At 68.9% G+C, this 25,191-nt stretch carries 22 protein-coding genes; 7 read left to right on the plus strand and 15 right to left on the minus strand.

Translation table 11 applies throughout. The features are described 5' to 3' along the window. Positions 1 to 161: 161 nt before the first annotated feature. A complete protein-coding gene (locus LIN44_RS11865; RefSeq protein ID WP_227312249.1) occupies positions 162 to 1,850 on the plus strand; it encodes an electron transfer flavoprotein-ubiquinone oxidoreductase in 1,689 nt (562 codons plus the stop codon). Between the two features lie 77 nt (positions 1,851 to 1,927). Here the strand turns inward: LIN44_RS11865 and LIN44_RS11870 are convergent, their stop codons facing one another. The 3 genes from LIN44_RS11870 to LIN44_RS11880 all read right to left on the minus strand — a co-directional run bounded on the left by LIN44_RS11870 (position 1,928) and on the right by LIN44_RS11880 (position 5,058). Beyond that, the gene (locus LIN44_RS11870) at positions 1,928 to 2,974 is read right to left on the minus strand and encodes a lipase secretion chaperone (RefSeq protein WP_227312250.1); all 1,047 of its coding nucleotides are present in this window, start codon (positions 2,972 to 2,974) and stop codon (positions 1,928 to 1,930) included. Then, entirely contained in the window at positions 2,961 to 4,082 is a 1,122-nt protein-coding gene (locus LIN44_RS11875; protein ID WP_227312251.1) for a triacylglycerol lipase, read from the minus strand. Before LIN44_RS11875 ends, LIN44_RS11870 begins: the two co-directional genes overlap by 14 nt. Before the next feature lie 88 nt (positions 4,083 to 4,170). Further along, positions 4,171 to 5,058, minus strand: a complete 888-nt coding sequence (locus LIN44_RS11880; protein WP_227312252.1) for a flagellar brake protein — start codon at positions 5,056 to 5,058, stop codon at positions 4,171 to 4,173. Positions 5,059 to 5,301: 243 nt separating this feature from the next. Here LIN44_RS11880 and LIN44_RS11885 point away from each other — a divergent pair, with 243 nt between their 5' ends. Both LIN44_RS11885 and LIN44_RS11890 read left to right on the plus strand, forming a co-directional pair. Beyond that, positions 5,302 to 6,018 carry a FadR/GntR family transcriptional regulator gene (locus LIN44_RS11885; protein WP_227312253.1) on the plus strand — a complete coding sequence of 239 codons (717 nt, stop codon included), beginning with the start codon at positions 5,302 to 5,304 and terminating at the stop codon, positions 6,016 to 6,018. Between the two features lie 46 nt (positions 6,019 to 6,064). Then, positions 6,065 to 7,171: an NAD(P)/FAD-dependent oxidoreductase gene (locus LIN44_RS11890; RefSeq protein WP_227312254.1), complete on the plus strand. Its 1,107-nt coding sequence runs from the start codon at positions 6,065 to 6,067 to the stop codon at positions 7,169 to 7,171. Positions 7,172 to 7,223: 52 nt separating this feature from the next. Here LIN44_RS11890 and LIN44_RS11895 read toward each other — a convergent pair whose 3' ends face one another. The 7 genes from LIN44_RS11895 to LIN44_RS11925 form a co-directional block, all read right to left on the minus strand. After that, a complete protein-coding gene (locus tag LIN44_RS11895) occupies positions 7,224 to 8,933 on the minus strand; it encodes a hypothetical protein (protein ID WP_227312255.1) in 1,710 nt (569 codons plus the stop codon). A 110-nt stretch (positions 8,934 to 9,043) separates the two neighbouring features. Continuing rightward, complete coding sequence (locus LIN44_RS11900) at positions 9,044 to 9,970, minus strand: SMP-30/gluconolactonase/LRE family protein (protein WP_227312256.1); 927 nt, start codon at positions 9,968 to 9,970, stop codon at positions 9,044 to 9,046. Further along, positions 9,939 to 10,760: an NAD(P)-dependent oxidoreductase gene (locus LIN44_RS11905; protein ID WP_227312257.1), complete on the minus strand. Its 822-nt coding sequence runs from the start codon at positions 10,758 to 10,760 to the stop codon at positions 9,939 to 9,941. Before LIN44_RS11905 ends, LIN44_RS11900 begins: the two co-directional genes overlap by 32 nt. Continuing rightward, complete coding sequence (locus tag LIN44_RS11910) at positions 10,753 to 11,478, minus strand: ribonuclease activity regulator RraA (protein ID WP_227312258.1); 726 nt, start codon at positions 11,476 to 11,478, stop codon at positions 10,753 to 10,755. The genes LIN44_RS11905 and LIN44_RS11910 overlap by 8 nt, the downstream gene beginning before the upstream one ends. 15 nt (positions 11,479 to 11,493) lie before the next feature. After that, on the minus strand, positions 11,494 to 12,681 hold the full coding sequence (locus LIN44_RS11915; protein ID WP_227312259.1) for a mandelate racemase/muconate lactonizing enzyme family protein: 1,188 nt from the start codon (positions 12,679 to 12,681) through the stop codon (positions 11,494 to 11,496). Positions 12,682 to 12,693: 12 nt separating this feature from the next. Then, positions 12,694 to 13,680, minus strand: a complete 987-nt coding sequence (locus tag LIN44_RS11920) for a tripartite tricarboxylate transporter substrate binding protein (protein ID WP_227312260.1) — start codon at positions 13,678 to 13,680, stop codon at positions 12,694 to 12,696. 71 nt (positions 13,681 to 13,751) lie between these two features. Next, positions 13,752 to 14,405, minus strand: coding sequence for a GntR family transcriptional regulator (locus tag LIN44_RS11925; protein WP_227312261.1), 654 nt, complete (start codon positions 14,403 to 14,405; stop codon positions 13,752 to 13,754). Positions 14,406 to 14,477: 72 nt separating this feature from the next. Here LIN44_RS11925 and LIN44_RS11930 point away from each other — a divergent pair, with 72 nt between their 5' ends. Together LIN44_RS11930 and LIN44_RS11935 are read left to right on the plus strand one after the other, a co-directional pair. Continuing rightward, complete coding sequence (locus LIN44_RS11930) at positions 14,478 to 15,911, plus strand: aldehyde dehydrogenase family protein (protein WP_227312262.1); 1,434 nt, start codon at positions 14,478 to 14,480, stop codon at positions 15,909 to 15,911. Positions 15,912 to 16,011: 100 nt separating this feature from the next. Then, on the plus strand, positions 16,012 to 17,058 hold the full coding sequence (locus LIN44_RS11935; protein WP_227312263.1) for a porin: 1,047 nt from the start codon (positions 16,012 to 16,014) through the stop codon (positions 17,056 to 17,058). Positions 17,059 to 17,072: 14 nt separating this feature from the next. Here the strand turns inward: LIN44_RS11935 and LIN44_RS11940 are convergent, their stop codons facing one another. The 5 genes from LIN44_RS11940 to LIN44_RS11960 all read right to left on the minus strand — a co-directional run bounded on the left by LIN44_RS11940 (position 17,073) and on the right by LIN44_RS11960 (position 22,760). Next, positions 17,073 to 18,311: an MFS transporter gene (locus tag LIN44_RS11940; RefSeq protein WP_227312264.1), complete on the minus strand. Its 1,239-nt coding sequence runs from the start codon at positions 18,309 to 18,311 to the stop codon at positions 17,073 to 17,075. A 1-nt stretch (position 18,312) separates the two neighbouring features. Continuing rightward, positions 18,313 to 19,422: a chorismate synthase gene (gene aroC / locus LIN44_RS11945; protein ID WP_026164292.1), complete on the minus strand. Its 1,110-nt coding sequence runs from the start codon at positions 19,420 to 19,422 to the stop codon at positions 18,313 to 18,315. A gap of 85 nt (positions 19,423 to 19,507) precedes the next feature. Beyond that, on the minus strand, positions 19,508 to 20,242 hold the full coding sequence (locus tag LIN44_RS11950; RefSeq protein ID WP_227312265.1) for a glutathione S-transferase family protein: 735 nt from the start codon (positions 20,240 to 20,242) through the stop codon (positions 19,508 to 19,510). Positions 20,243 to 20,263: 21 nt separating this feature from the next. Further along, positions 20,264 to 22,162, minus strand: a complete 1,899-nt coding sequence (locus LIN44_RS11955; RefSeq protein ID WP_227312266.1) for an MFS transporter — start codon at positions 22,160 to 22,162, stop codon at positions 20,264 to 20,266. 151 nt (positions 22,163 to 22,313) lie between these two features. Beyond that, the gene (locus LIN44_RS11960) at positions 22,314 to 22,760 is read right to left on the minus strand and encodes a CBS domain-containing protein (RefSeq protein ID WP_012352517.1); all 447 of its coding nucleotides are present in this window, start codon (positions 22,758 to 22,760) and stop codon (positions 22,314 to 22,316) included. Between the two features lie 245 nt (positions 22,761 to 23,005). On the opposite strand from LIN44_RS11960, the gene LIN44_RS11965 reads away from it, so the two are divergent. Together LIN44_RS11965 and LIN44_RS11970 are read left to right on the plus strand one after the other, a co-directional pair. After that, positions 23,006 to 24,322, plus strand: coding sequence for an O-acetylhomoserine aminocarboxypropyltransferase (locus tag LIN44_RS11965; protein WP_227312267.1), 1,317 nt, complete (start codon positions 23,006 to 23,008; stop codon positions 24,320 to 24,322). Further along, entirely contained in the window at positions 24,322 to 25,146 is an 825-nt protein-coding gene (locus LIN44_RS11970; RefSeq protein WP_227312268.1) for an alpha/beta fold hydrolase, read from the plus strand. Before LIN44_RS11965 ends, LIN44_RS11970 begins: the two co-directional genes overlap by 1 nt. Positions 25,147 to 25,191: the final 45 nt, after the last annotated feature.

Below are 25,191 nucleotides of genomic sequence, written 5' to 3' on the forward strand. Positions count from 1 at the left end.
TCCAGCGTCGTCCGACCATGAATCGGCGCCGCTTCACCGCCGCGCCCGCGCGGCTCCCCCGGCGGCCCCCGCGCCGCGCCCGGGCCGGGTTCTCAGCACAACGATCACCGCATTTCCCACAATTGCCAGCTAGCAGCAAAGAAACAGAGGGTTAGAGACAAATGGATCAGCAACAGCTCCTGGAGCAGTTCGGCCCGCGCGAAGCCATGGAATACGACGTGGTCATCGTCGGCGGCGGCCCCGCCGGCCTGGCCACGGCCATCCGCCTGAAGCAACTCGCGCAGGAGAAAGGCGCCGACGTCAACGTGTGCGTGCTGGAAAAGGGCTCCGAGCCCGGCGCCCACATCCTGTCGGGCGCCATCATGGACCCGCGCGCGCTCAACGAACTGATCCCCAACTGGAAAGAGCTGGGCGCGCCGCTGAACCAGGCCGTGACCGAGGACAAGTTCCTGTTCCTGAACGAGACCGGCTCCAAGGGCACGCCGCCGGCGCTGCTGCCCGAGTGCTTCCACAACGAAGGCAACTACATCGTCAGCCTGTCGAACTTCGTGCGCTGGCTGGGCCAGCAGGCCGAGGCGCTGGGCGTGGAGATCTTCCCCGGCTTCCCCGCGGCCGAGGTGCTGTACAACGAAGACGGCTCGGTCAAGGGCGTGGCCACCGGCAACATGGGCATCAACAAGGAAGGCGAGCCGACCGACAACTTCCAGCTCGGCATGGAGCTGCATGCCAAGTACACCATCTTCGCCGAAGGCGCGCGCGGCCACCTGGGCAAGCAGCTGATCGAAAAGTTCGGCCTGGATGCCGGCAAGGATCCGCAGAGCTATGGCATCGGCCTGAAGGAACTGTGGGAGATCGACCCGGCCAGGCACAAGCCCGGCCTGGTGGTGCACACCGCCGGCTGGCCGCTCGATCCGGCCACCTACGGCGGCTCGTTCCTGTACCACATGGAAGACAACAAGGTCGCGGTCGGCTTTGTGGTCGGCCTCGACTACACCAACCCTTGGCTGTCGCCGTTCGAGGAATTCCAGCGCTTCAAGACCCATCCGGAGATCCGCCAGTACTTCGAAGGCGGCAAGCGCCTGTCGTACGGCGCGCGCGCCATCACCGCCGGCGGCCTGCTGTCGCTGCCCAAGACCGTGTTCCCGGGCGGCGCGCTGGTCGGCTGCGATGCTGGCTACCTGAACGCCTCGCGCATCAAGGGCAGCCACGCCGCGATCAAGACCGGCATGCTCGCCGCCGAGGCCGCTTACGATGCGCTGCAGGCCGGCCGCCAGCACGACGAGCTGAGCGCCTACCCGGCCGCGTTCGAGCAGAGCTGGCTGTACAAGGAACTGCTGCAGGCCAAGAACTTCAAGCAGTGGTTCAAGAAGGGCCGCACCACCGCCACGCTGATGACCGGCATCGAGCAATGGCTGCTGCCCAAGCTGGGCGTGCGCAACCCGCCGTGGACCCTGCATCGCGAGAAGCCGGACCACGTCTACCTGAAGCCGGCCGCCGAGTGCCAGAAGATCGAATACCCGAAGCCGGACGGCAAGCTGACTTTCGACCGCCTCAGCTCGGTCTTCATCAGCAATACCAACCATGAAGAGAACCAGCCGGCGCACCTGACGCTCAAGGACGCGAGCGTGCCGGTCGACATCAACCTGGACAAGTACGCCGGCCCTGAGTCGCGCTACTGCCCGGCGGGCGTGTATGAGTTCGTGCAGGACGAAACGTCCGGCAAGGAGCGCCTGCAGATCAACGCGCAGAACTGCGTGCACTGCAAGACCTGCGACATCAAGGACCCGACCCAGAATATTGTGTGGGTGACGCCGGAGGGTGGTGGCGGGCCGAATTACGTGGGGATGTAAGACACTGCCGGTTTGTTCCCTCTCCCGCCTGCGGGAGAGGGAGCACACAATCAGTTGTCGAGATGACGGCACCGATTTCACGGTGCCGTTTTTCTTGCGGCCATCGCCCTATCCACCACCTCCGCCTGCAACGCCTCGCTCGGATTATCAAAAGCCTGCCTGCGCAGCGCTTCCATCTGCTGCCGACGGTCCTGCTCCGACAACCCCGCAAACGCCTCGATCTGCGCCCGGCGCGCGGCGTAGTCGTCGTAGCGCTGCTGCCATGACTGCTCGGCCTGCGCCTGCCGTTCGTAACGCTGCGCCACGTCCGGGCCGTATGTTTGCGCCAGCGCCGCGCCGATGTCCTGGGCGCTGCGGCCGGCCGCCTGCAGGTCGGCGATGGTGGCGCTGATCGCCTGCGGCCGCGCGCTGGCCGCGCGCGCCGCGCGCAGGGCCTCGGGCAGCGTGGCGTCGAGTTCGGCCAGCCGTTGCCGCCGCTGCGCCTCATCCAGACCGGCCTGCGCCGCGATCTCCAGCCGCGCCAGCATGGCCTCGTCATAGGCTTGCTCGTCGCCGAACCAGACCTGCGCGACCTCGGGCAACCAGCGCTGCCGCGCCGCATTGCGCTGCGCCAGCAGCGCGCGCAGCTGCTGCACCTGCGCCACATCCAGCGTGCCGCCCGTATCCGCGAGCGGCTTGCGCGCGGCTTGCGGCTGGACCTCGGCCAGATAGGCCAGGTAGCGCTGCCACAACTGCCACGCCTGCCCGGCCGCGGGCTGCGGCACGTGGCGGCGGATCTCGTCGTGCACCCACGGCTCGAGCGCATCGACGCCGCCGGCGTCGTGGCGCGCGCTCAGGAAATAATCGAAATAAGTACGCAGCGCGCGCGTCAGGCGCAGGTTGCCCGCGGCATCGGCCTCAGGGCCTGCCGGAATCTCGACGCCAGTGAGCGATGGCCATGCGGCCATGCCAGTGGGCAGCGGCTCCGCCGATGGCGCGGACGGACCCGCGGTGCTGACCGCTGCCGCGCCTTGCGGCACGGGCGGCGCAGCCGGCGGCGCGGTCAGCCAATACACCGCTGCCGCCGCGGCGCCGGCCGGCAGCAGGGCCAGCCAGAGCCGCGGCGCGCCCTCAGAGCTGGTCATTGCGCAGCCGGTTGGCGTGTTGGAGGATGACCGTGCGCGGGTCGGCATCCTGGTACAGGCCAGCCATCTGGTTGACCTCGTCGAGATGGTTCCAGTAATAGCCGGTGGCCAGCACCCGGCCCCACTTGCTGCTGCAGACCGAGACCAGGCCGTCATTGGCGCCGGCGCCCTTCAGCGCCATCAGGCCCGCCGACGTCGACATCGTCACCGTGGATGGATCCAGCAGGTTGGAGCGCAGCAGGCTCAGCGGGCCGCCCTGCCCGGTCCACGAATACGCGGCCTGGGTATATGTGACGAGGTTGCCCGCGGCGTCGCGCGCCTGGCGCTGCTCGGACACGGCGCCGGCGCTGTTGCAGTCCGGGCCCAGCGCCGACTTCGTGCCCGGCACCAGCGTGGCGTCGAGCCGCGCATTCTGCTCGGCGGCGCCGCGCGTGGTCAGGCTCTTGAGCGAGGCCAGCGCATCCTGGTCCAGCGCCTGCCCGTTGCTGATGCCGTTGAACCAGCCGACCGTATCGAACACGCCCTGGATCAGGCTGACCAGCACCGGGCCGGCGATCGGGATGGTGCCGATGCCGTTGATCAGGTCGAGCACGGTGTCGGCCACTTCGCTGCCGCGGTGCGGGCTGCCGATGGTGGTGACCGAGGCCACGTCCCGCGGCGACATCGCCGCCAGCATGCGCGAGGTGGGCCCGCCCTGGCTGTGGCCGATCAGGTTGACCTTGTCGGCGCCGCTTTCCAGCTTGACCGCGCGCACATAGGCCTGCAGCGCCAGCGCGCGCTCGGCATCGCTGTTGAACGACGGCACCGTGGCCACGTAGACCTGCGCGCCATGCGCCCGCAGCACTTCGGGGATGCCATACCAGTAGTCGAGCACGCCGGCCATCTTGGCCGCGCCGGTCAGCCCGTGGACCAGCACGATCGGGTAGCGCGTCTTGGCGTAGTCGCCATTGGCGGTGACCGCCGCGACGGCGGGCGCCGGCTGCGCCAGCATCGCCACGGCGGCCAGCGCCGCGGCGGTGCCTGCCAGCCTGCGCAGGAAATTGCGGGACTGCTGCGCGCGTGCTACGGGCGTGCGTGGCCCGCACGCGTGGTGTTCGCCGTGCTCCATCTGGTCTCCTCGGTGGTGGGTCTTTTATGTTGGAAGCAGTAAAGACGGCCCGCTCCGGAGAGACAATCAAAACATTAGCGGATTTCCTCTAAACGGCTGCTACCGCGGCGGGCTGCACCGGCATGCGGGTGCTGGAAAGCAGCTGTTCGTAGATGTAGCACTGCAGCAGCGTCAGTTCGCGCTCGGCCAGGACATCGAAGGCGACGCCGAACGCGGGGAAGTCGGCATCGTCGCCGGCTGCCCCGGGTGAGGCCACGCGGACCCACCCATCGATCACCACCTCGCTGTCCAGCGACGCGGTACGCAGGTTGAAGCGCAGCCGCACGCGGCTGCCCGGCGCGGGAGCCGGCGCCGTGGTCTGCACCAATGCGCCACCGGTGCTGAGGTCGGACAGCAGCGCCAGGCGCGCCACACTGCGGTCGATGCCGTCGTCGTCGCCAGGCTCGGTCAGGTAGGCGGCGAGCCGGGTCGGCACGCGCGCGGCCTTGCGCACCGGGGTCGCGTGCTGCTGCACCGGGGCGGACAGCACCAGGTAGCGGAACGGGCTGCGGCACACGGCGGTAATGGTCGAGGTAAAGCTGTGGATGGCGTGGCCCGAGAAGCCGCGCAGCAGCACGCCATCGCCGGCCTGCAGCGGCAGGTCCCGCCCGCCCAGTTGCGGCCAGGTGACAAACAGGCCCTGCTCGATAAAGCCGATCAGGCGGCTGGCGGCCGGGCGCGCGGCCTCGCCGTCGCGCTTGATATGCAGCAGCGTGCCGACCTGCAGGCCGAGCGGCCCGGTGGCCGGACGGTGGTCATCGGCGGCGTCGGCGGCGGCATCGTCGCGGCACACCGTGCCGTGGCGGAACACCAGCGCCAGGTCGCGCGCATCGGGAATGATGTTGCCGCTGCCGAGCACCAGGTTGCCGTCGCCATCGAGCAATGACCAGGGCAGCGGGTGGCCGACGGGAAGATCGTTAGGGGTGAGCTGGATCATGGCTGTTTGCAGTTGGCCCCGGCGCAGGCGTGCTGGGGCGCGACGAGCCCTGGGCGGAACTGGCGCACGGACTCCGCCGCCTGTATTGGGCTTCTATCGGCGCCCGCGCCGCGAAATTTAGTGCCAGGCAATGGATACCGAGGCCGCATGTGTAGCATCGGCTACCTGCTGCAAGCTTGACGCGCGGCAAAGTTGCGGCCACAATCGCCAAAAGCTGTCAGACAGCCTGACATATTGAGCGACATGACCACTCTCCTGCCCCGCCCGGCTTCGCTGGCCTCCCGTATCGCGCAGACCCTGCATGACGACATCCTTGCCGGCCGCTACGGCGCGGGCGCGCGCCTGCCGGCCGAGTCCGCGCTGGCCGATGCCTTCGGCGTGAGCCGCCCGATCGTGCGCGAAGCCATTGCCCAGCTGAAGGCCGACGGCGTGCTGGTCACGCGCAAGGGCTCCGGCGCCTATGTGTCGGAGACCCCGGGCGGCCAGGCCTGGCGCGTCGCCAGCGCGCCCGACGGCGGCCCGACACTGGCCCAGCTGTTCGAGCTGCGCCGGGTGGTGGAAACCGCCTGCGCCGAAATGGCGGCGCAGCGGCGCACCGACGCCGACGTCGAGGCCATCCACGCCGCGCTGGCGGCGATGCAGGCGCAGGCCGACGGCCGCGGCGACATGGCCAGCGCCGCCGCCGCCGACATGGCCTTCCACCACGCCATTGCCGAAGCCGCGCACAACCCCTGCTTTACCGGCCTGACGGATTTCGTCGGCCAGCAGATGCTGGCCGCGCGCCAGCGTGCGTGGGAAAACACTGCGCGGCTGAGCAGCGCCACCGGCGCGCCGCGCGCCGCCGACCAGGAGCATGCCGCCCTGGCCGCGGCGATTGCCGCCGGCGACGCCACCGCCGCGCGCGACGCCGCGCAGCGGCACCTGGCGGCCGCCGCCGCGCGCCTGGGCCTGCCCGCCTGAACCCGGATTCATCGACACCCCTGAAGCAAGGAACCAAGGAACAACCATGGAAACAGTGGATTGCGTCGTGATCGGCGCCGGCGTGGTGGGACTGGCGGTCGCGCGCGCGCTGGCGCTGCAAGGCCGCGAAGTGATCATCCTGGAGGCCGAGAATGCCTTCGGCACCATCACCAGCGCGCGCAACAGCGAGGTCATCCATGCCGGCATCTACTACCCGGCCGGCTCGCTCAAGGCGCAACTGTGCGTGCGCGGCAAGGCCATGCTGTACGACTACTGCGCCAGCCGCCACGTCGCGCACCAGCGCTGCGGCAAGCTGATCGTCGCCACCAGCGCGGCCCAGGTGGCGACGCTCGAAGGCATCCGCGCCAGGGCGGCCGCCAATGGCGTGGACGACCTGCGCCTGATCAGCCGCGCCGAAGCGCAGGCGCTGGAACCTCAGCTGCAATGCCATGCGGCGCTGCTGTCGCCGTCGACCGGCATCGTCGACAGCCACGGGCTGATGACGGCGCTGCTGGGCGATGCGGAAAACGCCGGCGCAATGCTGGCGGTGCAGTCGCCGGTGCTGGGCGGCGCGGTCACGGCGGACGGCATCCGGCTGGAGATCGGCGCCGAAGACGGCAGCGCCACCACGCTGCTGGCGCGCACGGTGGTGAATTCGGCCGGGCTGACGGCACCGGAACTGGCGCGCCGCATCGACGGCATGCCGGCAGCCCGGATCCCGCCGCAGTACTACGCCAAGGGCTGCTATTTCACGCTGGCCGGCCGCGCGCCGTTCTCACGGCTGATCTATCCCGTGCCCGAGGCCGCCGGGCTGGGCGTGCACCTGACCATCGACCTGGGCGGCCAGGCGCGCTTCGGCCCCAATGTGCGCTGGATCGACGAGATCGAATACGGCGTCGATCCGGCCGACGCGGATGGTTTCTATGACGAGGTGCGCCGCTACTGGCCGGGGCTGGCCGACGGCGCGCTGCAGCCCGGCTATGCCGGCATCCGCCCCAAGATCAGCGGCCCGCACGAAGCCGCGGCGGACTTCCGCATCGACGGCCCCGCCGTGCATGGCGTGCCCGGGCTGGTTCACCTGTTCGGCATCGAATCGCCGGGGCTGACCTCGTCGCTGGCGATTGCCGAGCGGGTCTGCGCGGCGCTGGACTGAAGCGCGCCGCGGCGCCGGGTGCCACCTGCCCCGACGCCGCACGGACCAGTTGCTAGCGCGACGTGCCTTCGATAACGCGCGCGTCGACCACCAGCGCCGGCCAGTCTGCCACCGGCACCGACAGCGTCACGGCGCCGGGTGCATTGGCGGAGATGCTGCCGGCGGGCATGTCATAGACGCGGCCATCCATCATGTCGACGTAGCGCGGCGCGGCGCCGGTCGCCGCCATGGCGCTGAAGCCGATGCCGTTGCAGGACACCTGCACCACGGCGCGCGGTTCGGCCGTGTCGGCCACTGGCAGCCTGGTCATTTTCCAGACCCCGATCACGGTCGCGTCCACGCCACCCTTGCGCTGCCGCCAGGCATGCGCGGTATAACCCACGGGCGCGCTGCAGCCGTGGGCGGGAACCGGCTCCATGCGGCTGTCGAACAGCGCGGTCACGTTCTGGAACGCGCCATAGACGATCTTCTTGCCGCCAATGCGCTGGTCGCCGTTCAGGAACGGCGTATCCAGGTTCGGATCCCAGACCCCGGTAGTCAGCAATCCCTTGGTGTTCTTGGCATCGTTGTAGTGCAGGTCCGAGATCGTGAACATGCTGGTCTCGATGCCGCGCGCGAGATCGCCGAGGACGCGGCGCAGGTTGTACTTGGCCTGGTTCTTCTCGGTCCACGCCTTGGTGCCGTTGTCGCACATCGCGTAGGTCATGCACGGCGTCGACGGCGCACCGTTCTCGTCCATGCGGGGCTTGAAGCCATAGCCGCGCACCAGCGCCAGGAAGTTGTCCATGCTGCGCGCATCCCACGGATTCTGGTCGTAGTCGACGCTCGTCGTGTACGGATGGAACGCCACGTAGACGTCCTCCGACGGCACCGTGGGTCCCTTGTTGTCGTAAAAATACTTGAGCGACGTCAGGATGTAGTTGCGCGCATCCTGGACCTCGGCCGAATCATTGCAGCTCTCCAGGCACGACAGCGCGTAATGCACTGTGTACCAGGAGCCGATCGTCAGTTTGGCATTGGGCTGGATCTGCTTGATGAGCTTTGCCGTCTCCACGATCAGGGTCTTATAGGTATCGAGGTCCTTGGTCGGCTCGTTCCAGATCTGCCAGTCGGTGACCTTGTCCTTGTACCGCGTCACCGTGGCGGCGACGAACTGCAGAAAGCGCGCCTTGCCCGCTCCGGTCGGGAAGCTGCCGCCAAGACCGGCGCCGCCGCAGTCGGTACAGCCAGGGCGTACGTTGCCATATCCGAGAAACACCATGGGTTCGTGCTTTTGTTCGATGGCGCCGTCGATGATCTCGTCGAGCTTGGCGAAGTTGTAGGTGGCGGGCGTGGTGATGGCCTGTTCGATGTCGTTCCAGCCCGACTGGATGCGTACCCGGGTGGTGCCGAGCGGATTCAGATACTCGCGCCAGTTCGCGAACACGCTGAAATTGCGGTCAGTGGTCTCGCCGCCGATCATCAGGTGGCTGGTCAGGCCCTGTGCGCGCAATTCGGCGGTGGTGCGCGGCTGGATGCGGCCGAGCAGCGTGTAGCCAGGCTCGGCGACCGGTGCGAGCGCGGCATAGCTGGCCGGATCGGCATCCAGGATGGCACGCGTCGCGGCGCTGACCGGGGGATTCAGCGCGGGCGGCTCGGCCGGCTGCGCGCTGCCGGCCGGCGGGGGCGACCCGGCCGGGTCCGGGTCATCGCCGCCACAGGCGGCCAGGGTCAATGCCAGGCTCATGGCGCCGGCCAGTCTCACGTAGTCTCGAATCTTCATGCTGCTCCTCTTTCTGGTTGTAGTAGTACCGCCGCGCGCCGTCCTCCGGCGCCGCCACGGCGGTACCGGATCGCAACCCATAGCGACACGAAGAAACGGTTGGGGCGCCGCTACGTCAGCCGCAGGCGGACCGTGGCCGGTGCATCCGCGGCCAGCACGTCCGGCAGCTGGAACAGCTGGCCATCCTCGGGCCTGATGTCCTCGGGCGCCCATTGCGGGCGGACCAGCGACGTGACGAAGACCGAGCCGCGCGGGCCCGGGCAAACCATGCTGGGCGCCTGGCATGGCACCGGCAGCGTGCGGATGCGCGCGCCGGTGGGCGCATAGACGTTGATGCAGCCAGCCGACACGCCGGCCGACCAGTAATTGCCGTCCGCGTCGATGAAGGCGCCGTCGGGTCGGCCGATGCGCTCGCCGGCGGTGACCCATGGGGTGATCTCGGCAAGCGTGCCGCTTTGCGGCTGCCAGCGCGCCCGGTACACCACCCCGGCCTTGCTGTCGGAGAAGTGGAAGGTCTGCCCGTCGACCGACCAGGCGAAGCCGTTGGCGATGTGCAGGCCGTCCAGCAGCACACGGCAGCCGTGTCGCGGATGCCAGGCGTGGAGCTGTCCTGTCGGGGCGGCCGCGCCCGAGTCGTCCATCGACCCGAACACGAACCAGGCACCACAGGGCGACACGCGGCCCTCGTTGAGCCGGTTGTGCGGACGGTCCGGCTCAGGCAACGCCAGCGTGCGCAATGTCGCGCGCGCCGGGTCGAAGAGCGCCAGTTCGTCGCGCAGCGCGAGGATGACGCTGCCATCGGCGCATAGACCGTGCGCGCCGACCGGCTTCGGCAGCCTCCAGGTGGTCATGGTCGCCGAGGCCGGATCGAGCGCGTGGAGCGCGGGCGCCCGCACGTCGATCCACGTCAGGCGCCCGTCAGCCCAGATCGGACATTCCCCCACCCGGTTGCCAACCAGGAACTGCCGCCACGTCAGACCTTGAGAAGTGCTGCCCGCCAGCACCTCAACGGTCGAGGTCGAAGATGGAACGATCACGATTGAACTCCGCCGCGGCAAAGTCGCCGCCCTGGAAATGTTCTGCCAGCGGATCATCGCTGACCTTGTGCTTGAGCGCCTCGCGGTAGCGGTCCGCGGAATCCTGTGGCCGGTAGCCGAGTGCATGGGCCCGCGTGTTGTCCCACCAGCTCGCGGCGTTGTCCGACGCGCCGTAGACAATGGCCTCGTCATAGTCGGCGTCCATGCCGACGCGCACCAGCTGCGCCAGGTCGCGCGGGCTGATCCAGTGCGCCAGCATCCGTGCGTCGAGCGGCTCGGGTGAGCAGTGTCCGATGCGCATGCCGAAGCCCTTCAAACCGAACTTCTGCGCATACAGCCCCGCCACCGCTTCCATGAACACCTTGGATACGCCATAGCGCGAATCCGGCCGCGGCAGGTCGTCGCTGCCGACCGTGGTGGCGCGCGGATAGAGGCCCATGGCATGGTTGGAGCTGGCGTAGATGATGCGTTGCACCCCCGCCGCGCGCGCAGCCTCCCACAGGTTGGCGACGCTGGTGACGTTGGCCGGCAGGATCACGTCCCATGCCGCCTCGCGCGGATAGCCGGCAAAGTGGACCACCATGTCGGCGCCGGCGAGCAGCGCGGACAGCTCGCCGGCATCGTCGAGCGCGCACTGGAAAGCACGCTCGTTGACGGCCTGTGGCGTGACGGGCCGCACGTCGCAGAGCCGCACCTCGCGGCACGCGGCCGCCAGCATCGGCCGCACGTGCTGTGCCAGGCGTCCCGCGGCGCCGGTCAGCACCACAATGGGCAGGCGCGGCTCAGGCATAGCGGTGGCTCTCCCGCGCCTGCCATTGCGCGTATTCCTGCTGCAGGGCCGGGTCCAGCAGCGGATACAGCCCGGGCAGGCCCGCGCCGCCGAGGATCTTCTGGTTGACCCAGTCCTCGTACATGGTCTGCTGGACCGCTTCGCGGGCAACCTCTTCGGCCAGGTGGCGGGGAATACAGACGATGCCCTCCGCATCGGCCACCATGATGTCGCCGGGATAGATGCTGACGCCGGCACAGGCGATCGGCAGTTGCAGGTCGACGGCGTGGTGCCGGATCAGGTTGGTCGGTGCGGACGGCCGCGTGTGCCAGGCAGGGAAGTTCATTGCCGCGATCTCGGGGCTGTCGCGGAAGCCGCCGTCGGTGACCACGCCGGCACCGCCGCGATGCCACAGCCGGGTGATCAGCAGGTTGCCGGATGACGCGGCGCTGGCGTCGCCGCGGCTGTCCATCACCAGCACATGGCCGGCCGGGCATTCTTCGATGGCCACGCGCTGCGGATGGCGCGGATCCTCGAACGCCGTGATCGCGTCGAGATCTTCGCGCGCCGGGATATAGCGCAGCGTGAACGCCGGCCCGACGAAGCGGCACGCCGACGGATTCAGCGGCTTGAGGCCCTGCAGGAACACATTGCGAAAGCCGCGCTTGAACAGGATGGTGGTCAGCGTGGCGGTGGATACGCGCAACAGGATGTCGCGCGAGGCATCGGACAGAGTCATGGAAGGGTCTCCTTGCTACGATTGCGTCAGGCGTGCGCGGGTGCGCCGCGCCTGCAGATACGGGGTTTCCTGCGCGGTGCCGGGCTCCCAGCCGCCGGCCGGCAGGGCGACATTGCGCTCGCTGGGATGCTCGGCGATGAAGGCATGGTCCAGGCTGGTGCCGAGACCGGGGCCGTCGGGCACCACGATGCGGCCGTCGTCGGCCTGCAGCGTGCGGGTGACGGCCTGCGCCTTGCCCGGCCAGTCCGGCTCGAGGCGCTCCAGGATGAGGCCGCCCGGCGAGGTGGCGATCCAGTGCACCGCGGCGAATTCGGCCACCGGGCCGAGCGAGCCGGAATGCGGCGCCAGCAACAACGAACGGGCTTCGGCAAGCGCGGCAATCTTCTTGAGCTGGGTCGGCCCGCCAGTGCGGCCGGTGTCGGGCTGGACAATGTCTACCAGGCCGCTCGCCATCAGCCGGTCGAACTCGGCCAGCGTGCCGAGCCGTTCGCCGGCGGCAAGCGGCAGCGCGACACTGTCGCGCACGCGGCGCCAGCCATGGTCATCGTCGGGACCGACCGGCTCTTCCAGGAACAGCAGGTGCGCGCCTTCCAGCGCCCGCCCGACTGCCACGGCATCGGCACCGGTAAGCCAGGCCGGACCGTGCAGATCGACGATCAGGTCGATCTCCGGCCCGATGGCTTCGCGCACGGCCCACGCGCGCTCGACGATCTGCTGCGTGCCACCGACCTTGAGCGCGCGCACGCCGCGCGCCACTGCCGCCCGTGCGGTCTCGGCATCCTTGACGTGCGCGTAATAGGAGACCCGGTCACGCAGCGCCCCGCCGAGCAGCGCGTGCAGCGGGCGTCCGAGTGCCTGTGCCTTGAGGTCCCATAGCGCCGTGTCCAGTGCCGCCAGCGCGCCCGCACCGACCACGCCGGTGTGGCCGTGCCCCATCAGCGCCACGCGCAGCTTCTGGTGCAGGCGCTCGGTCTGGAACGGATCTTCGCCTGCCAGCAATGGCGCCAGGTCCGGTATGCCGGCCGCGACCACGCGCGGCCAGCCGGAACCTTCACCGGTGCCGACCAGGCCTGCGTCGGTGGCAATTTCCACGAACAGCCAGTTGCGCCCCGTCGCCAGCGCGCTCTTGCCCGCCCCGCCCCATGCCGTGTGGCTGGGGGCGCCGGCCTGCATCAGATGAACTTTGACCTGCGTGATTTTCATCGTGTCGGGCGGTTATTGCGGCTTGATGTTCGCTGCCTTGATGAACCCGCTCCAGCGCGCCAGTTCTTCCAGGTAGAGCTTCTGGAAATCCGCGGGGGTCGCGCTGGCCGTGGGCTCCATGCCCATGGCCTGGGCCCGCGCCTGCACCGCCGGCTGGCGCATGGCCGCGTTGAGCGCCGCATGCAGCTTGTCGATGACGGCGGGCGGCGTACCGGCCTTCACCGCCAGGCCCTGCCAGCTGCGGATATAGGTTTCCTTCGGCAAGCCTGCGGCCGGCGCCGGCGGTGCCTTGACGCCGCTTACCGCGGTGGCCTGCATCACCGCCAGGGGCCGCACCTTGCCTGAATCGATGTAGGACTTGAGTGTCCCCGAGCCCAGGTCGAACATCACGTCCACCTCGCCCGACATCAGGCCCTGCAATGCGGGCGTACCGCCGCGATAAGGAATATGCAGCGCCGGCATGTGCTCGGCGCGCTTGAGCAACTCGAGCGCCAGGTGCGACGACGTGCCGATGCCGCCGCTGCCGACCTTGACCCCGCCCTCCAGCTTGCGCGACGCCGCGATGACGTCGGCCGCCGACCGGTACGGCGACGACGCTGCCGCCAGCATGAAGACGGGCACGCTGGTCATCTGGCCCACCATCGCCAGATCGGTGCGCGGGTTGTAGGGCACGCCGATCATCGACGGATTGGTGGCGAGGTGGATGGCCGCGAAGATCACCGCATAGCCATCGGGCGGCGCGGCCAGCGCGGCCTGGGTGGCGATGTTGCCCGAGGCGCCGCTGCGGTTGTCCACCACCACCGGCTGGCCCAGCGTCCTGGACATTTCCTCGGCCACCGCACGCGCCATGGTGTCGGCCGCGCCGCCGGGGGCAAAGCCGACGATCAGCTGGATCGGCCGGGACGGATACGGCGCGGGGGCAGCGCCAGCCGCGTGGATCAGCCCGAAGGCTGCGGTGAATGAAAACGCTAGGCGCACGGCGCCCTTACCGAACTTCATGTCGGCTGTCTCCTGGTTCAGGTTTGGAACGGTTTCGCGGCGCCCCGCGGGCGCCGCGGCTTAGTGGGGGCTTAGTGGGGGGTTTCGATCATGCGCAGCAGGTCGTCGCGCGCCGATTCGGCGTGGTCCAGCGCGATGCGCGCCGCCAGCGCGCCGTCGCCCTTGCGCACCGCGGCTACCAGCTTGCGGTGCTGCGCAATCACCGCTTCCTTGCGCTGCGGCCCATAGCCGAGCGAGCGGCGCAGCGCATCGACCAGGCTGGAGCGCGAACCGAGCACGTCGACGGCGGGCTGGTTGCCGGCCACCTGGTTGAAGATCCGGTGGAACTCGCGGTTCGCCGCCACGCTGGCGCCAGTGTCGTCGCCGCTGACGACTTCCTCGTAGTGCAGGCGCGCCGCATCGATCCGCTCGATGTCCTGCGGCGTCGCCAGTGCCGCGACCTTGGCCGCGAGCATCTGCTCGATCGCCCCGCGCATGTCGTAGATGTTGGCGATATACGCCGCGTCGACGGTGGGGATCACCGCGCCGCGATGCATCTGCATGTCGATGATGCCCTCGCCCTGCAAATGCAGCAGCGCCTCGCGCACGGGGTTCAGGCTGACCTCGTAGCGCTCCACCATCTGCGCCAGCGTTATGTGCGCGCCAAGCGGCCAGATGCCGGCGGCAATGTCGGCGCGGATCTGTTCGCGCAGTCGGACGTAGGTGGGCGTGTTGATGCGTTGCATGGTGGGAAACCCGGTTGCGTTTGGTAAAGCACGAGCTTACTATACACTGGATTTTCCAAAATCCAAAATCCAATGCGATATCAGAACTACATCAACGGCCGCTGGGTCGACAGCGACCGGCATGAACCTAACCGCAACCCGTCCGATTTGTCGGACCACGTCGGCGAAGCTGCCCTCGCCAGCCCGGTGCTGGCGCAAGAGGCCGTTGCGGCGGCCCGCGCCGCCTTTGGCGCGTGGTCCGAAAGCCCGGTGCAGCTGCGCGCGGACATCCTCGATCGCGTCGGCCATGAAATCCTGGCGCGCAAGGAAGAGCTGGGACACCTGCTGGCGCGCGAGGAAGGCAAGACGCTGCGCGAGTCCATCGGCGAGGTCGTGCGCGCGGGACAGATCTTCAAGTACTTCGCGCAGGAAGCCCTGCGGCCGCACGGACAGCTGGTGGCATCGGTGCGGCCGGACATCGACGTGGAAGTCAGCGCCGAACCGGTCGGCGTGGTCTGCGTCATTACGCCGTGGAACTTCCCCATTGCCATCCCGGCATGGAAGATCGCGCCGGCACTGGCGTTCGGCAATTGCGTGGTGTTCAAGCCGGCCGAACTGGTGCCGGGCTCGGCCTGGGCGCTCGCCGAGATCCTGTCGCGCAGCGGCTTGCCGGACGGCGTCTTCAACATGGTCCTCGGCCACGGCGCGGAACTCGGCCCGGTATTGACGACAGCCGAAGGTGTCGCGGCAGTGTCCTTTACCGGCTCGGAAGCCACGGGACGGCGCATTGCCCGGACACTCGGCGGCACCGGCACGCGCCTGCAACTGGAGATGGGCGGCAAGAACCCGCTGGTGGTGCTGGGCGACGCGGATCTCGCCGTGGCGGTCGACGCCGCCGTGCAGGGCGCGTTCTACTCCACTGGCCAGCGTTGCACCGCGTCGTCGCGAATCATCGTGACCGACGACATCCACGACCGCTTCGCCGCGGCGCTGCTCGAGGCTACGCAGCGGCTGCGCGTCGGCCATGCGCTGGATCCGGCCACCGAAATCGGCCCGGTCGTCGACGCCAGCCAACTCGACAAGAACCTGCGCTACATCGCCATTGGCCGCGAGGAAGGCGCCGTGCTGGCGTGCGGCGGCGAGCGGCTGCAGTGCGCCAGCGACGGCTTCTATTTGTCGCCGGCGCTCTTCCTCGACTGCGACAGCGGCATGCGGATCGCTCAGGAAGAAATCTTCGGGCCGGTCGCGACCGTGCTGCGCGCGCGCGACAACGACCATGCGCTCGAGCTTGCCAACGACACCCCGTTCGGCCTGTCGGCGGGCGTGTGCACACGCTCGCTGGCGCAGGCACGCCGCTTCCGGCGCCATCTCCGCGCCGGCATGGTGATGGTCAATACGGCCACCGCCGGCGTCGACTACCACGTCCCGTTCGGCGGCACCAAGGCCTCGTCATACGGCCCGCATGAACAAGGATGGGCCGCACGCGAGTTCTTTACCGCCGGCAAGACCAGCTACATCCGCACCTGACACAAACCACGGCCACGCAGGGCCGTCCCCGCAACCCTGTGCGCAGTACCTTCCGGGGCGACCGCCGCCCCGGGATTCCTATATCCATGACGGAGACAACATGAAGAAAATCATCGTGCCGCTTTGCCTGGCGAGCGGATTCGCGGCGCCCGCGCTGGCCCAGAGCAGCATCTCGCTGTACGGGCTCGTCGACACCACCATCCGCTACACCACCCACGAGAACGCCGCCGGCGGCGGCAAGGTCCAGCTGGGCGACGGCGTGCTCACCGGCACGCGCTTCGGCATGCAAGGCACCGAAACCCTCGGCAACGGCTATCGCGCCTTCTTCGTGCTGGAAAACGGCTTCCTGCCCGACACGGGCATGGCCTCGCAGGGCGGACGGCTGTTCGGGCGCAAGGCCTTCGTCGGCCTGGGCGGGGATTTCGGCAGCCTCAAGCTGGGCCGCGACTTCACCGTGATCCACGAGGTCATTGCCAGCTATGACACCATGGCGCTGCCCAACCTGGGGCTGATCGCGTTCCAGAGCGGCAACTACACCGGCGGCGTGCGGCAGGACAACATGCTCAAGTACTCCGGCGTCTTCGGGCCGGTCACGGTCGCCGCGCAGCATGCCTTCGGCGAAGTCGCCGGCAGCTTCCCGGCGTCCTCCTCGACGGGCGCAAGCGTCACCTACAGCAGCGGCAACGTCAAGCTGGCCGGCGGCTACCAGATCATGCGCGACACTGCCACCTACTTCGGCACCGCCGTGCCCGTGAGCGACCAGCAGGTGTGGTCAGCGGGCGGCACCTACCGCTGGGGCAAGACCCTGTTCAACGCCGGCTTCACGCGCAGCACCTATGACCGGGCGGGATATCGCGACAACGCCTATTACGCCGGCCTGAAGCATGCCTTCGACGATGCCTGGACGTTCTATCTCACCGGCACCTACGACCGCATGAAGATCAACGGCGACGGCGGCAACCGCTATACCGCGGCCATGATGTTGGACTACAACCTCAGCAAACGCACCGACGTCTATATCGAAGCCGATTACTCGTCGTTGACGGGGACGTGGCGTACGCTGGCGTCGCGGCCCAACTTCGTCACGCCGTTCTTCGGCCATGGCAACCGGATTGGCGTGACCACCGGGCTGCGCCACAAGTTCTAGCCCTGTTGCCGGCGCTACCTGCCGCGGACCGAATCGCCGCGGCTGGCCGCATCGCTGGCGCCGGCCGGGCGACCTTCCGCGCGAAAGCTCATCGCGGCGCAGACGGCGCCCGCCGCCGCGGCGACGGCGGCGAGCCCGAAGGTATGCGCCGGCGCCAGCGCGTTCCAGGTCCAGCCCATCGCCAGCCCGCCCAGCGTGCCGCCGACACCGTAGGAGATGCCGGTGTACAGCGCCTGTCCGCGCCCCTGCAGCGGCCCGGCAAACCACGCCTGCAGGCGCTTCAGGCTGGCGCTGTGGTGCGCGGCGAAGGTGGCCGCGTGCAGCACCTGCACCAGCGCCATCAGCCACACCCACTGCGCGAAGTAGCCGGTCAGGCCGAAGCGCAGCGCCGCCAGCACGAAAGTGCCGGCCAGGATGGTGCGCAGCGCAAAACGCGCGAACAGCAGGCCCTGGTAGTAGAAGAAGACGATCTCGGCGACCACGCCGATGGTCCACATCGCGCCGATGGCCAGCTTGCTGTAGCCCAGCGTCTCCAGCCACAGCGAATAGAACACGTAGAGCGCGGCGTGCGCGAACATCATCAGGAAGGCCGAGGCCAGGAACCAGGCCACGTCCGGGCGGCGCAGCAGCGGCAAGGCGCGCGGCGGCGTGGTGCGCGGGCCCTCGTCGGCGGCGTCGCGCATGGTCAGCACCACCCCGGCCAGGATCGCCAGCAGCGCGCTCGCCACCCACGGGAAGGCGCGCATGCCGACCGCCTCGAACAGCGCCCCGCCGGCCAGTACCGCGCCGATAAAACCGAGCGAGCCGAACATGCGGATGCGGCCGTAGCTGTGGTCGAAGGCGCCGTGGCGGCGCAGCGTGGAAATGGTCAGGGCATCGCCCAGCGGCGACATCGCGCTGGTCAAGAGGCTCAGCGTCAGCATCATCGCCATCATGCCGCCGTAGCTGCCGACGCCGGGCAGCAGCAGGAACGCCAGCAGCGAGGTGAACGCGCTCACGCGCAGGATGCGCACGCGCGTGTGCATGACGTCGGAGAGCCAGCCCCACAGGTAGGGCCCGACGATGCGGCTGACCTGGAAGCTGGCCATCAGCACGCCGATCTGCACCGGGTCGAAACCGCGGTCGGCGAAGTACAGGCTGACGTAGGGCGAGATCAGGCCGACATAGCCGTAATAGCCCAGGTAGAACAGCCCGAAGCGGGCATAGTCGGGACCGCCGCCAGCGCCGGCGCCGCCCGCGCGGTGCGGCGTCAAGTCAGCGGGTCTGGCCGGCCTGCGCGGGGATGCGCGGCGTTTCGACGCGGACGTCGCCGCACTGGGCGCGGTGGCGCAGTGCGTGGTCGATCAGCACCAGCGCCAGCATGGCTTCGGCGATCGGCGTGGCGCGGATGCCGACGCACGGATCGTGGCGGCCGAAGGTCTCGACGGTGGCGGCATTGCCGGCCTTGTCGATCGATTCGCGCGGGGTCCGGATCGACGAGGTCGGCTTGATCGCCAGCGATACGGTCACGTCCTGGCCGGTGGAGATGCCGCCCAGCACGCCGCCGGCGTTGTTGGTGCGGAAGCCCGCGGCGGTCAGCTCGTCGCCATGGACGCTGCCGCGCTGGGCGACGCTGTCGAAGCCGGCGCCGATCTCGACGCCCTTGACCGCGTTGATGCCCATCATCGCGTGCGCGATATCGGCATCGAGCTTGTCGAACAGCGGCTCGCCCAGGCCCACCGGCACGTTGCTGGCCACCACCTCGATGCGCGCGCCGACCGAGTCGCCGTCGCGGCGCAGCGCGTCCATATAGGTTTCCAGCTCGGGGATGATGTCGGCATTGGCGGCGAAGAACGGGTTCTCCGGCACATGCGACCAGTCGGTGAACGGCACCGCGATCTCGCCCAGCTGCGACATATAGCCCCGGATCTCGGTGCCGTACTGCTCGCGCAGCCACTTCTTGGCCACCGCGCCGGCCGCCACCACCGGCGCGGTCAGGCGCGCCGACGAGCGGCCGCCGCCGCGATGGTCGCGGATGCCGTACTTCTGCCAGTAGGTGTAGTCGGCATGGCCCGGGCGGAAGGTCTCGACGATATTGCCGTAGTCCTTGCTGCGCTGGTCGGTGTTGCGGATCAGCAGGCAGATCGGGGTGCCGGTGGTCTTGCCCTCGAACACGCCGGACAGGATCTCGACCTGGTCCGGTTCCTTGCGCTGGGTGACGTGGCGCGAGGTGCCGGGCTTGCGGCGGTCCAGGTCGCCCTGGATATCGGCCTCGGTCAGCGCCAGGCCCGGCGGGCAGCCGTCCACCACCGCGCCGATGGCGGGCCCGTGCGATTCGCCGAAAGTGGTGACAGTGAAAAGCAGGCCAAGGGTGTTGCCGGACATGATGGAAACCGCACAGGAATTGGGGACGGCCTCCATTGTAAGGCCAATGGCCGGGCTCGGGCGGCCGCTGGCGGTGCCGGCAGGGTCAGGCGGCGGCGCTCTGCGGCATCGGCCGCCCGGCCAGTTCGGGGTAGAACTCGGCGCGCATCCGTTCCATATAGGCCACCAGGTTGGCATGGCCCTCGGCCGCGGTGCGGATCGGGGTGTCGAATACGGGGCACAGCAGGCTGCCGGCGAAGGCGAACAGCGTGGCATCGGCCCCGCACGGCCGGTCGCCCATCAGGTAGCGCTTGTTACCGAGGATATCGGCAATCGAGGTCACGCCCTTGTTGGCCAGCGCCACCAGCTCTTCCTCGCTATGCCGGCCCAGGCCCTGCCCCCACAGCGTCTTGCGCACCTTGTAGCGCACCAGCCGCTCGGCCAGGCCGCGCACCGGTGCCGGCACGCTGCGGAAGAACTGCGCCGGCCCCTTGTCGAAATTGGCCTGGTCCAGCCAGCGCACCCGCGCCACCGCCCAGTACAGATGGTCTTCCATCAGCTTCTCGGCGGCCCAGGCGATGCCGCGCTCGGCCGCGCTCAGGCCGTCGTCGAAATCGATGTGGTAGGTCTTCTCGATATGCCAGCGGATCATGGTGGAATCCGCCACGATCCGACCCATGTCGTCGAGGTACGGCAGCTTGCCCTTGGGCGCGCGCCGCAGGCTGCCCGGGCGCGCCGTGTACGGCAGGCCGGCCAGCTTGAGCAGCATCTCGGCCTTGGTGACGAAGGGGCTGGCATCGGGCAGGCCGAAGGCGGGGCCGAAGGTGTAGAGGGTAATCATCGGAGATCGCCTTTGCGTCAGCTAGCGCCAGTCGCCGCGCAGCGCCTGCACCATCTGCTGCAGCCCTTCCGGCGTGGCCGACTCCGGCGGCACCGGCTCGCCCACCACCAGTTCGAGCCGGTTCAGGATGCCGCGCCGGAACGGCCGCGACATCGCCGGCGCGCCCTTGCGCGAGAAAAAACTGCCCCACAGACCGCGCAGCGCCATCGGCACCACCGGCACCGGGGTGCGGCGGATGATCTGCTGCACGCCCTGCTTGAACGGATTGATGTCGCCGGTAGCGGTGATCTTGCCTTCGGGGAAGATGCAGACCAGGTCGCCGTCGTCCAGCGCCTGGGCCACGCTGTCGTAGGCGCGCCTGAGCATCTCGGGGTCCTGGTGCGCCGGCGCGATCGGGATCGCGCGTGCCTGGCGGAAGAACCACGACAGCAGCGGCACCTTGAAGATGTTGTGGTCCATCAAAAAGCGCACCGGGCGCGGGCTGCACGCCATCAGCACCACCGCGTCGGCGAAGCTGACGTGGTTGCACACCAGCACCGCCGGGCCCTCGGCGGGGATGCGCTCGGCGTTGATGCGGCGCAGCCGATAAAGCGTATGGACCAGGATCCAGGCGATAAAGCGCAGCAGGAATTCCGGCACCAGCGAGTAGATGTAGACCGCCACCACCGCATTGAGCAGCCCCACCACCAGGAACAGCTGCGGGATGGTGTAGCCCGCCTGCGTCATCGCCACGCCCAGCAGCGAGGCCGCGATCATGAAGAAGCTGTTCAGAATGTTGTTGGCGGCGATGATGCGCGCGCGGTGCGTGGGCGCGCTGCGGCTCTGGATCAGCGCGTACAGCGGCACGCTGTAGAAGCCGCCGAACATCGCCAGCAAAAACAGGTCGGCCAGCACGCGCCAGTGGTGCGGCGCGGCCAGGAAGGCGCCGATGCCGCTCAACGCGGCCGGTGCCTGCCCCTGGCTGGCAAAGTACAGGTCGACCGCGAACACGGTCATGCCGATCGAGCCGAACGGCACCAGGCCGATCTCGACATGGCGTCCCGACAGGCGCTCGCACAGCAGCGAACCGGTGCCGATGCCGAGCGAGAACACCGCCAGCAGCAGCGTCACCACATTCTGGTCGCCGCCCAGCACATCCTTGGCATAGCTGAAGAAGGAGGTCAGGAAGGTCGCGCCGAGAAACCACAGCCACGAAATGCCGAGCAGGCTCAGGAACACGGTGCGGTTGCCGCGCGCCAGCACCAGGTTGCGCCAGGTCTCGGAGAAAGGGTTCCAGTTGATGCGCAGGTCCGGCTGCGGCGCCGGCGACGCCGGGATCCGGCCTGCCATCAGCCGCCCGGCCACGGCGATGATCACGCAGGCCGCGCCCACGTACAGCGGCCCGACCATGGCGCCGCCCTGTTGCAGCCCCGCCAGCTCGCCGCCGATCAGCGTGCCGATCAGGATCGCGACGAAGGTGCCCATCTCGACCAGCCCGTTGCCGCCGACCAGTTCGCGCTCGTCCAGGTGCTGCGGCAGGTAGGCGAACTTGACCGGTCCGAACAGCGTGGAATGCAGGCCCATCAGGAAGGTGCCGGCGTACAGCAGCGGCGCGCTGTGCCACGCAAAGCCGGCCAGGCCCAGCACCATGATGGCGATCTCCAGCGACTTGACCAGCCGGATCAGCCGCGACTTCTCCAGCTTGTCGGCGATCTGCCCGCTGGTGGCCGAGAACAGCACGAACGGCGCGATAAAGATTGCCGAGATCAGGAACGCCGCGCTGCGCGCGTCGACGCCCTCGAACAGCGCCGTGTGGTAGGTCACCAGCGAGGTGAAGGCGACCTTGAACACGTTGTCGTTCATCGCCCCCAGGAACTGGGTCCAGAAGAACGGCGCGAAGCGGCGCAGGCCGAGCAGTCGGAACTGGCTGTGTTGGCTCATGAGGGGGCCGGTCGGTCGGGGGACCGCCACGGAGATGGGGACGCCGGCTAGTGTGCCGCAGCCGCGGCCTGGCCGCCACCTTGCCGCGGCCATGTCGCCGCCGATCTAGGGTATTTCCGCAAAGGGCGTCAGCCGGGGCGGCCCGGCGCCATCACTCGGCGCGCTCTTCCGGCCAGTCGCGGATATAGGCCTTGAGCATCTTGTTCTCGAAGCTCTGGTCCTCGACCACGGCCTTGGCGACGTCGTAGAAGGAGATCACGCCCATCAGCGTGCGGTTGTCGAGCACGGGCAGATAGCGAGTGTGACGCTCCAGCATCATCCGGCGGACTTCGTTGACGTCGGTCTCCATGGTGCAGGTCAGCGGCGCATCGTCCATCACCTTGCGGATGCTGCTGGTGCCGACGTTGCCGTTGTTGCGCGCCAGCGTCTCGATGATCTCGCGGAAGGTCAGCATGCCGACCAGGTCGCCGTACTCCATCACCACTAGCGAGCCGATATCGTGCTCGGCCATGGTGTGCACGGCGACCAGCAAGGAGGTGTCAGGCGTCACGGTATAGAGCGTATTGCCCTTGATCTGGAGGATGTCGCTGACTTTCATGATGGTCTCCGCTGCCTGCGCTCTGTCCGAGCTGAAACTGAGGGCATCGCCGCGGCCGCTGGCGGGGGCGATGCCGGTCACATTGTTTTCTGTCTGGGGGTGTGCGGGCGCCTTGCCCGTTGGCCGATGCTAGCCCAAACCCGCCGCCAAAGTAAAGCGGGAGGCCGGTTTGCGGGCCGCCACCGAGCGTGGGCGGGCACACGATGCTACGATGCTGGCCGGAGACAACTCAAGGCCGACCGACCATGTCCGGAACCCGCTTCGACACGCTGGCGCTGCACGCCGGCGCCGCGCCCGACCCCGCCACCGGGGCCCGCGCCACCCCCATCCACCTGACCACGTCGTTCGTGTTCCGCGACAGCGAGCACGCCGCGTCGCTGTTCAACATGGAGCGCGCGGGGCACGTCTACTCGCGTATTTCCAACCCCACCGTGGCGGTGCTCGAGGAGCGCATCGCCGCGCTCGAGAACGGCGCCGGCGCCATCGCCACGGCCTCGGGCCAGGCCGCGCTGCACCTGGCGGTGGCCACGCTGATGGGCGCGGGCTCGCATATCGTGGCGTCGTCGGCGCTGTACGGCGGCTCGCACAACCTGCTGCACTACACGCTGCGCCGCTTCGGCATCGAGACCACCTTCGTCAAGGCGCGCGACATCGATGCCTGGCGCGCGGCGATCCGGCCCGAGACCCGGCTGCTGTTCGGCGAGACGCTGGGCAACCCCGGGCTGGACGTGCTCGACATCCCGACGCTGGCGCAACTGGGCCAGGACCACGGCATCCCGCTGCTGGTCGATTCCACCTTCACCACGCCCTACCTGCTGCGTCCTTTCGACCATGGCGCCGGCCTGCTCTACCACTCGGCCACCAAGTTCCTGGGCGGCCACGGCACCACCATCGGCGGCGTGCTGGTCGAAGGCGGCACCTTCGACTTCGAAGCCTCGGGGCGCTTCCCGGAGCTGTCGGAGCCGTACGAGGGCTTCCACAACATGGTGTTCACCGAGGAAAGCACGGTGGCGCCGTTCCTGCTGCGCGCGCGCCGCGAAGGGCTGCGCGATTTCGGCGCCTGCATGAACCCGATGGCGGCGTGGCAGCTGCTGCAGGGCGTGGAGACGCTGCCGCTGCGCATGAGCCGTCATGTCGACAACACCCGCAAGGTGGTGCAGTTCCTGGTGTCGCATCCGATGGTGGAGTCGGTGTCGTACCCGGAGCTGGAATCCCACCCCGACTACGAACTGGCCAAGCGCCTGCTGCCGCGCGGCTGCGGCGCGGTGTTCAGCTTCAACCTGAAGGGCAACCGCGTTGCCGGCCAGCGCTTTATCGAAAGCCTGGCGCTGTTCTCGCACCTGGCCAACGTCGGCGACGCGCGCTCGCTGGTGATCCACCCGGCGTCGACCACGCACTTCCGCATGGACGCCGCCGCGCTGCAGTCGGCGGGCATTACCGAAGGCACGATCCGGCTGTCGGTCGGCCTGGAAGATGCCGACGACCTGATCGACGATCTCAAGCGCGGCCTGAAGGCGGCCGAGAAGGCCATGGGCGCGGGCAACAAGGGAGGGCAAGCCTGATGGAACTGAACCTTGCCGGCCAGCCGGCCTACGCCTATACCGGCGGCAAACCCTTCGACCCGGCCCTGCCGTGCGCCGTCTTTGTCCACGGGGCGCAGAACGACCACAGCGTGTGGGCGCTGCAGACGCGCTGGTTTGCCAACCATGGCTTTTCGGTGCTGGCGGTGGACCTGCCCGGCCACAACCGCAGCAAGGGCGCGCCGCTGGCCACGGTCGAGGCCATGGCCGACTGGGTCATGGCGCTGGTGGCCGCCGCCGGCGTCAAGGCGCCGGCCCTGGTGTTCGGCCACAGCATGGGCTCGCTGATCGCGCTGGAATGCGCGGCGCGGCATCCGCAGGCGGTGCGCGGCATCGGCCTGCTGGCCACGGCGTATCCGATGAAGGTATCGGATGCGCTGCTGGACGCCTCGCTCAACCGCGAGGGCGACGCCATCGCCATGGTCAATGCCTGGTCGCATTCGAGCCTCGCCAACAAGCCGTCGTCGCCGGGACCGGGCGCGTGGATGCACGGCGGCAGCCAGCGGCTGATGGAGCGCGTGTCGCGCAACAATCCGCAGGCGCATGTGTTCCACAACGATTTCTCCGCCTGCAACGCCTACGCCCATGGCGAGGAAGCCGCCGCGGCGGCGGCGTGCCCGGCGCTGTTCATCACCGGCAGCAAGGACATGATGACCTCGCCCAAAGCGGCCCAGGCACTGGCGGGCAAGATGCGCAGCGCCAGCGTGGTGACGGTGCCGTGCGGCCATGCGTTGATGGGCGAACGCCCGGACGAAGTGCTGGATGCGCTGGCAGCCTTTGCGCGCAAGGTGGTGGCAGCGGGCTGACCCCGGCCCCCGGACGGCCGGCCACGCCGGCGGCCGTCCGCACGA

This window comes from Cupriavidus sp. MP-37, from assembly GCF_020618415.1.
In the GTDB taxonomy this organism is placed as follows: Bacteria; Pseudomonadota; Gammaproteobacteria; order Burkholderiales; family Burkholderiaceae; genus Cupriavidus.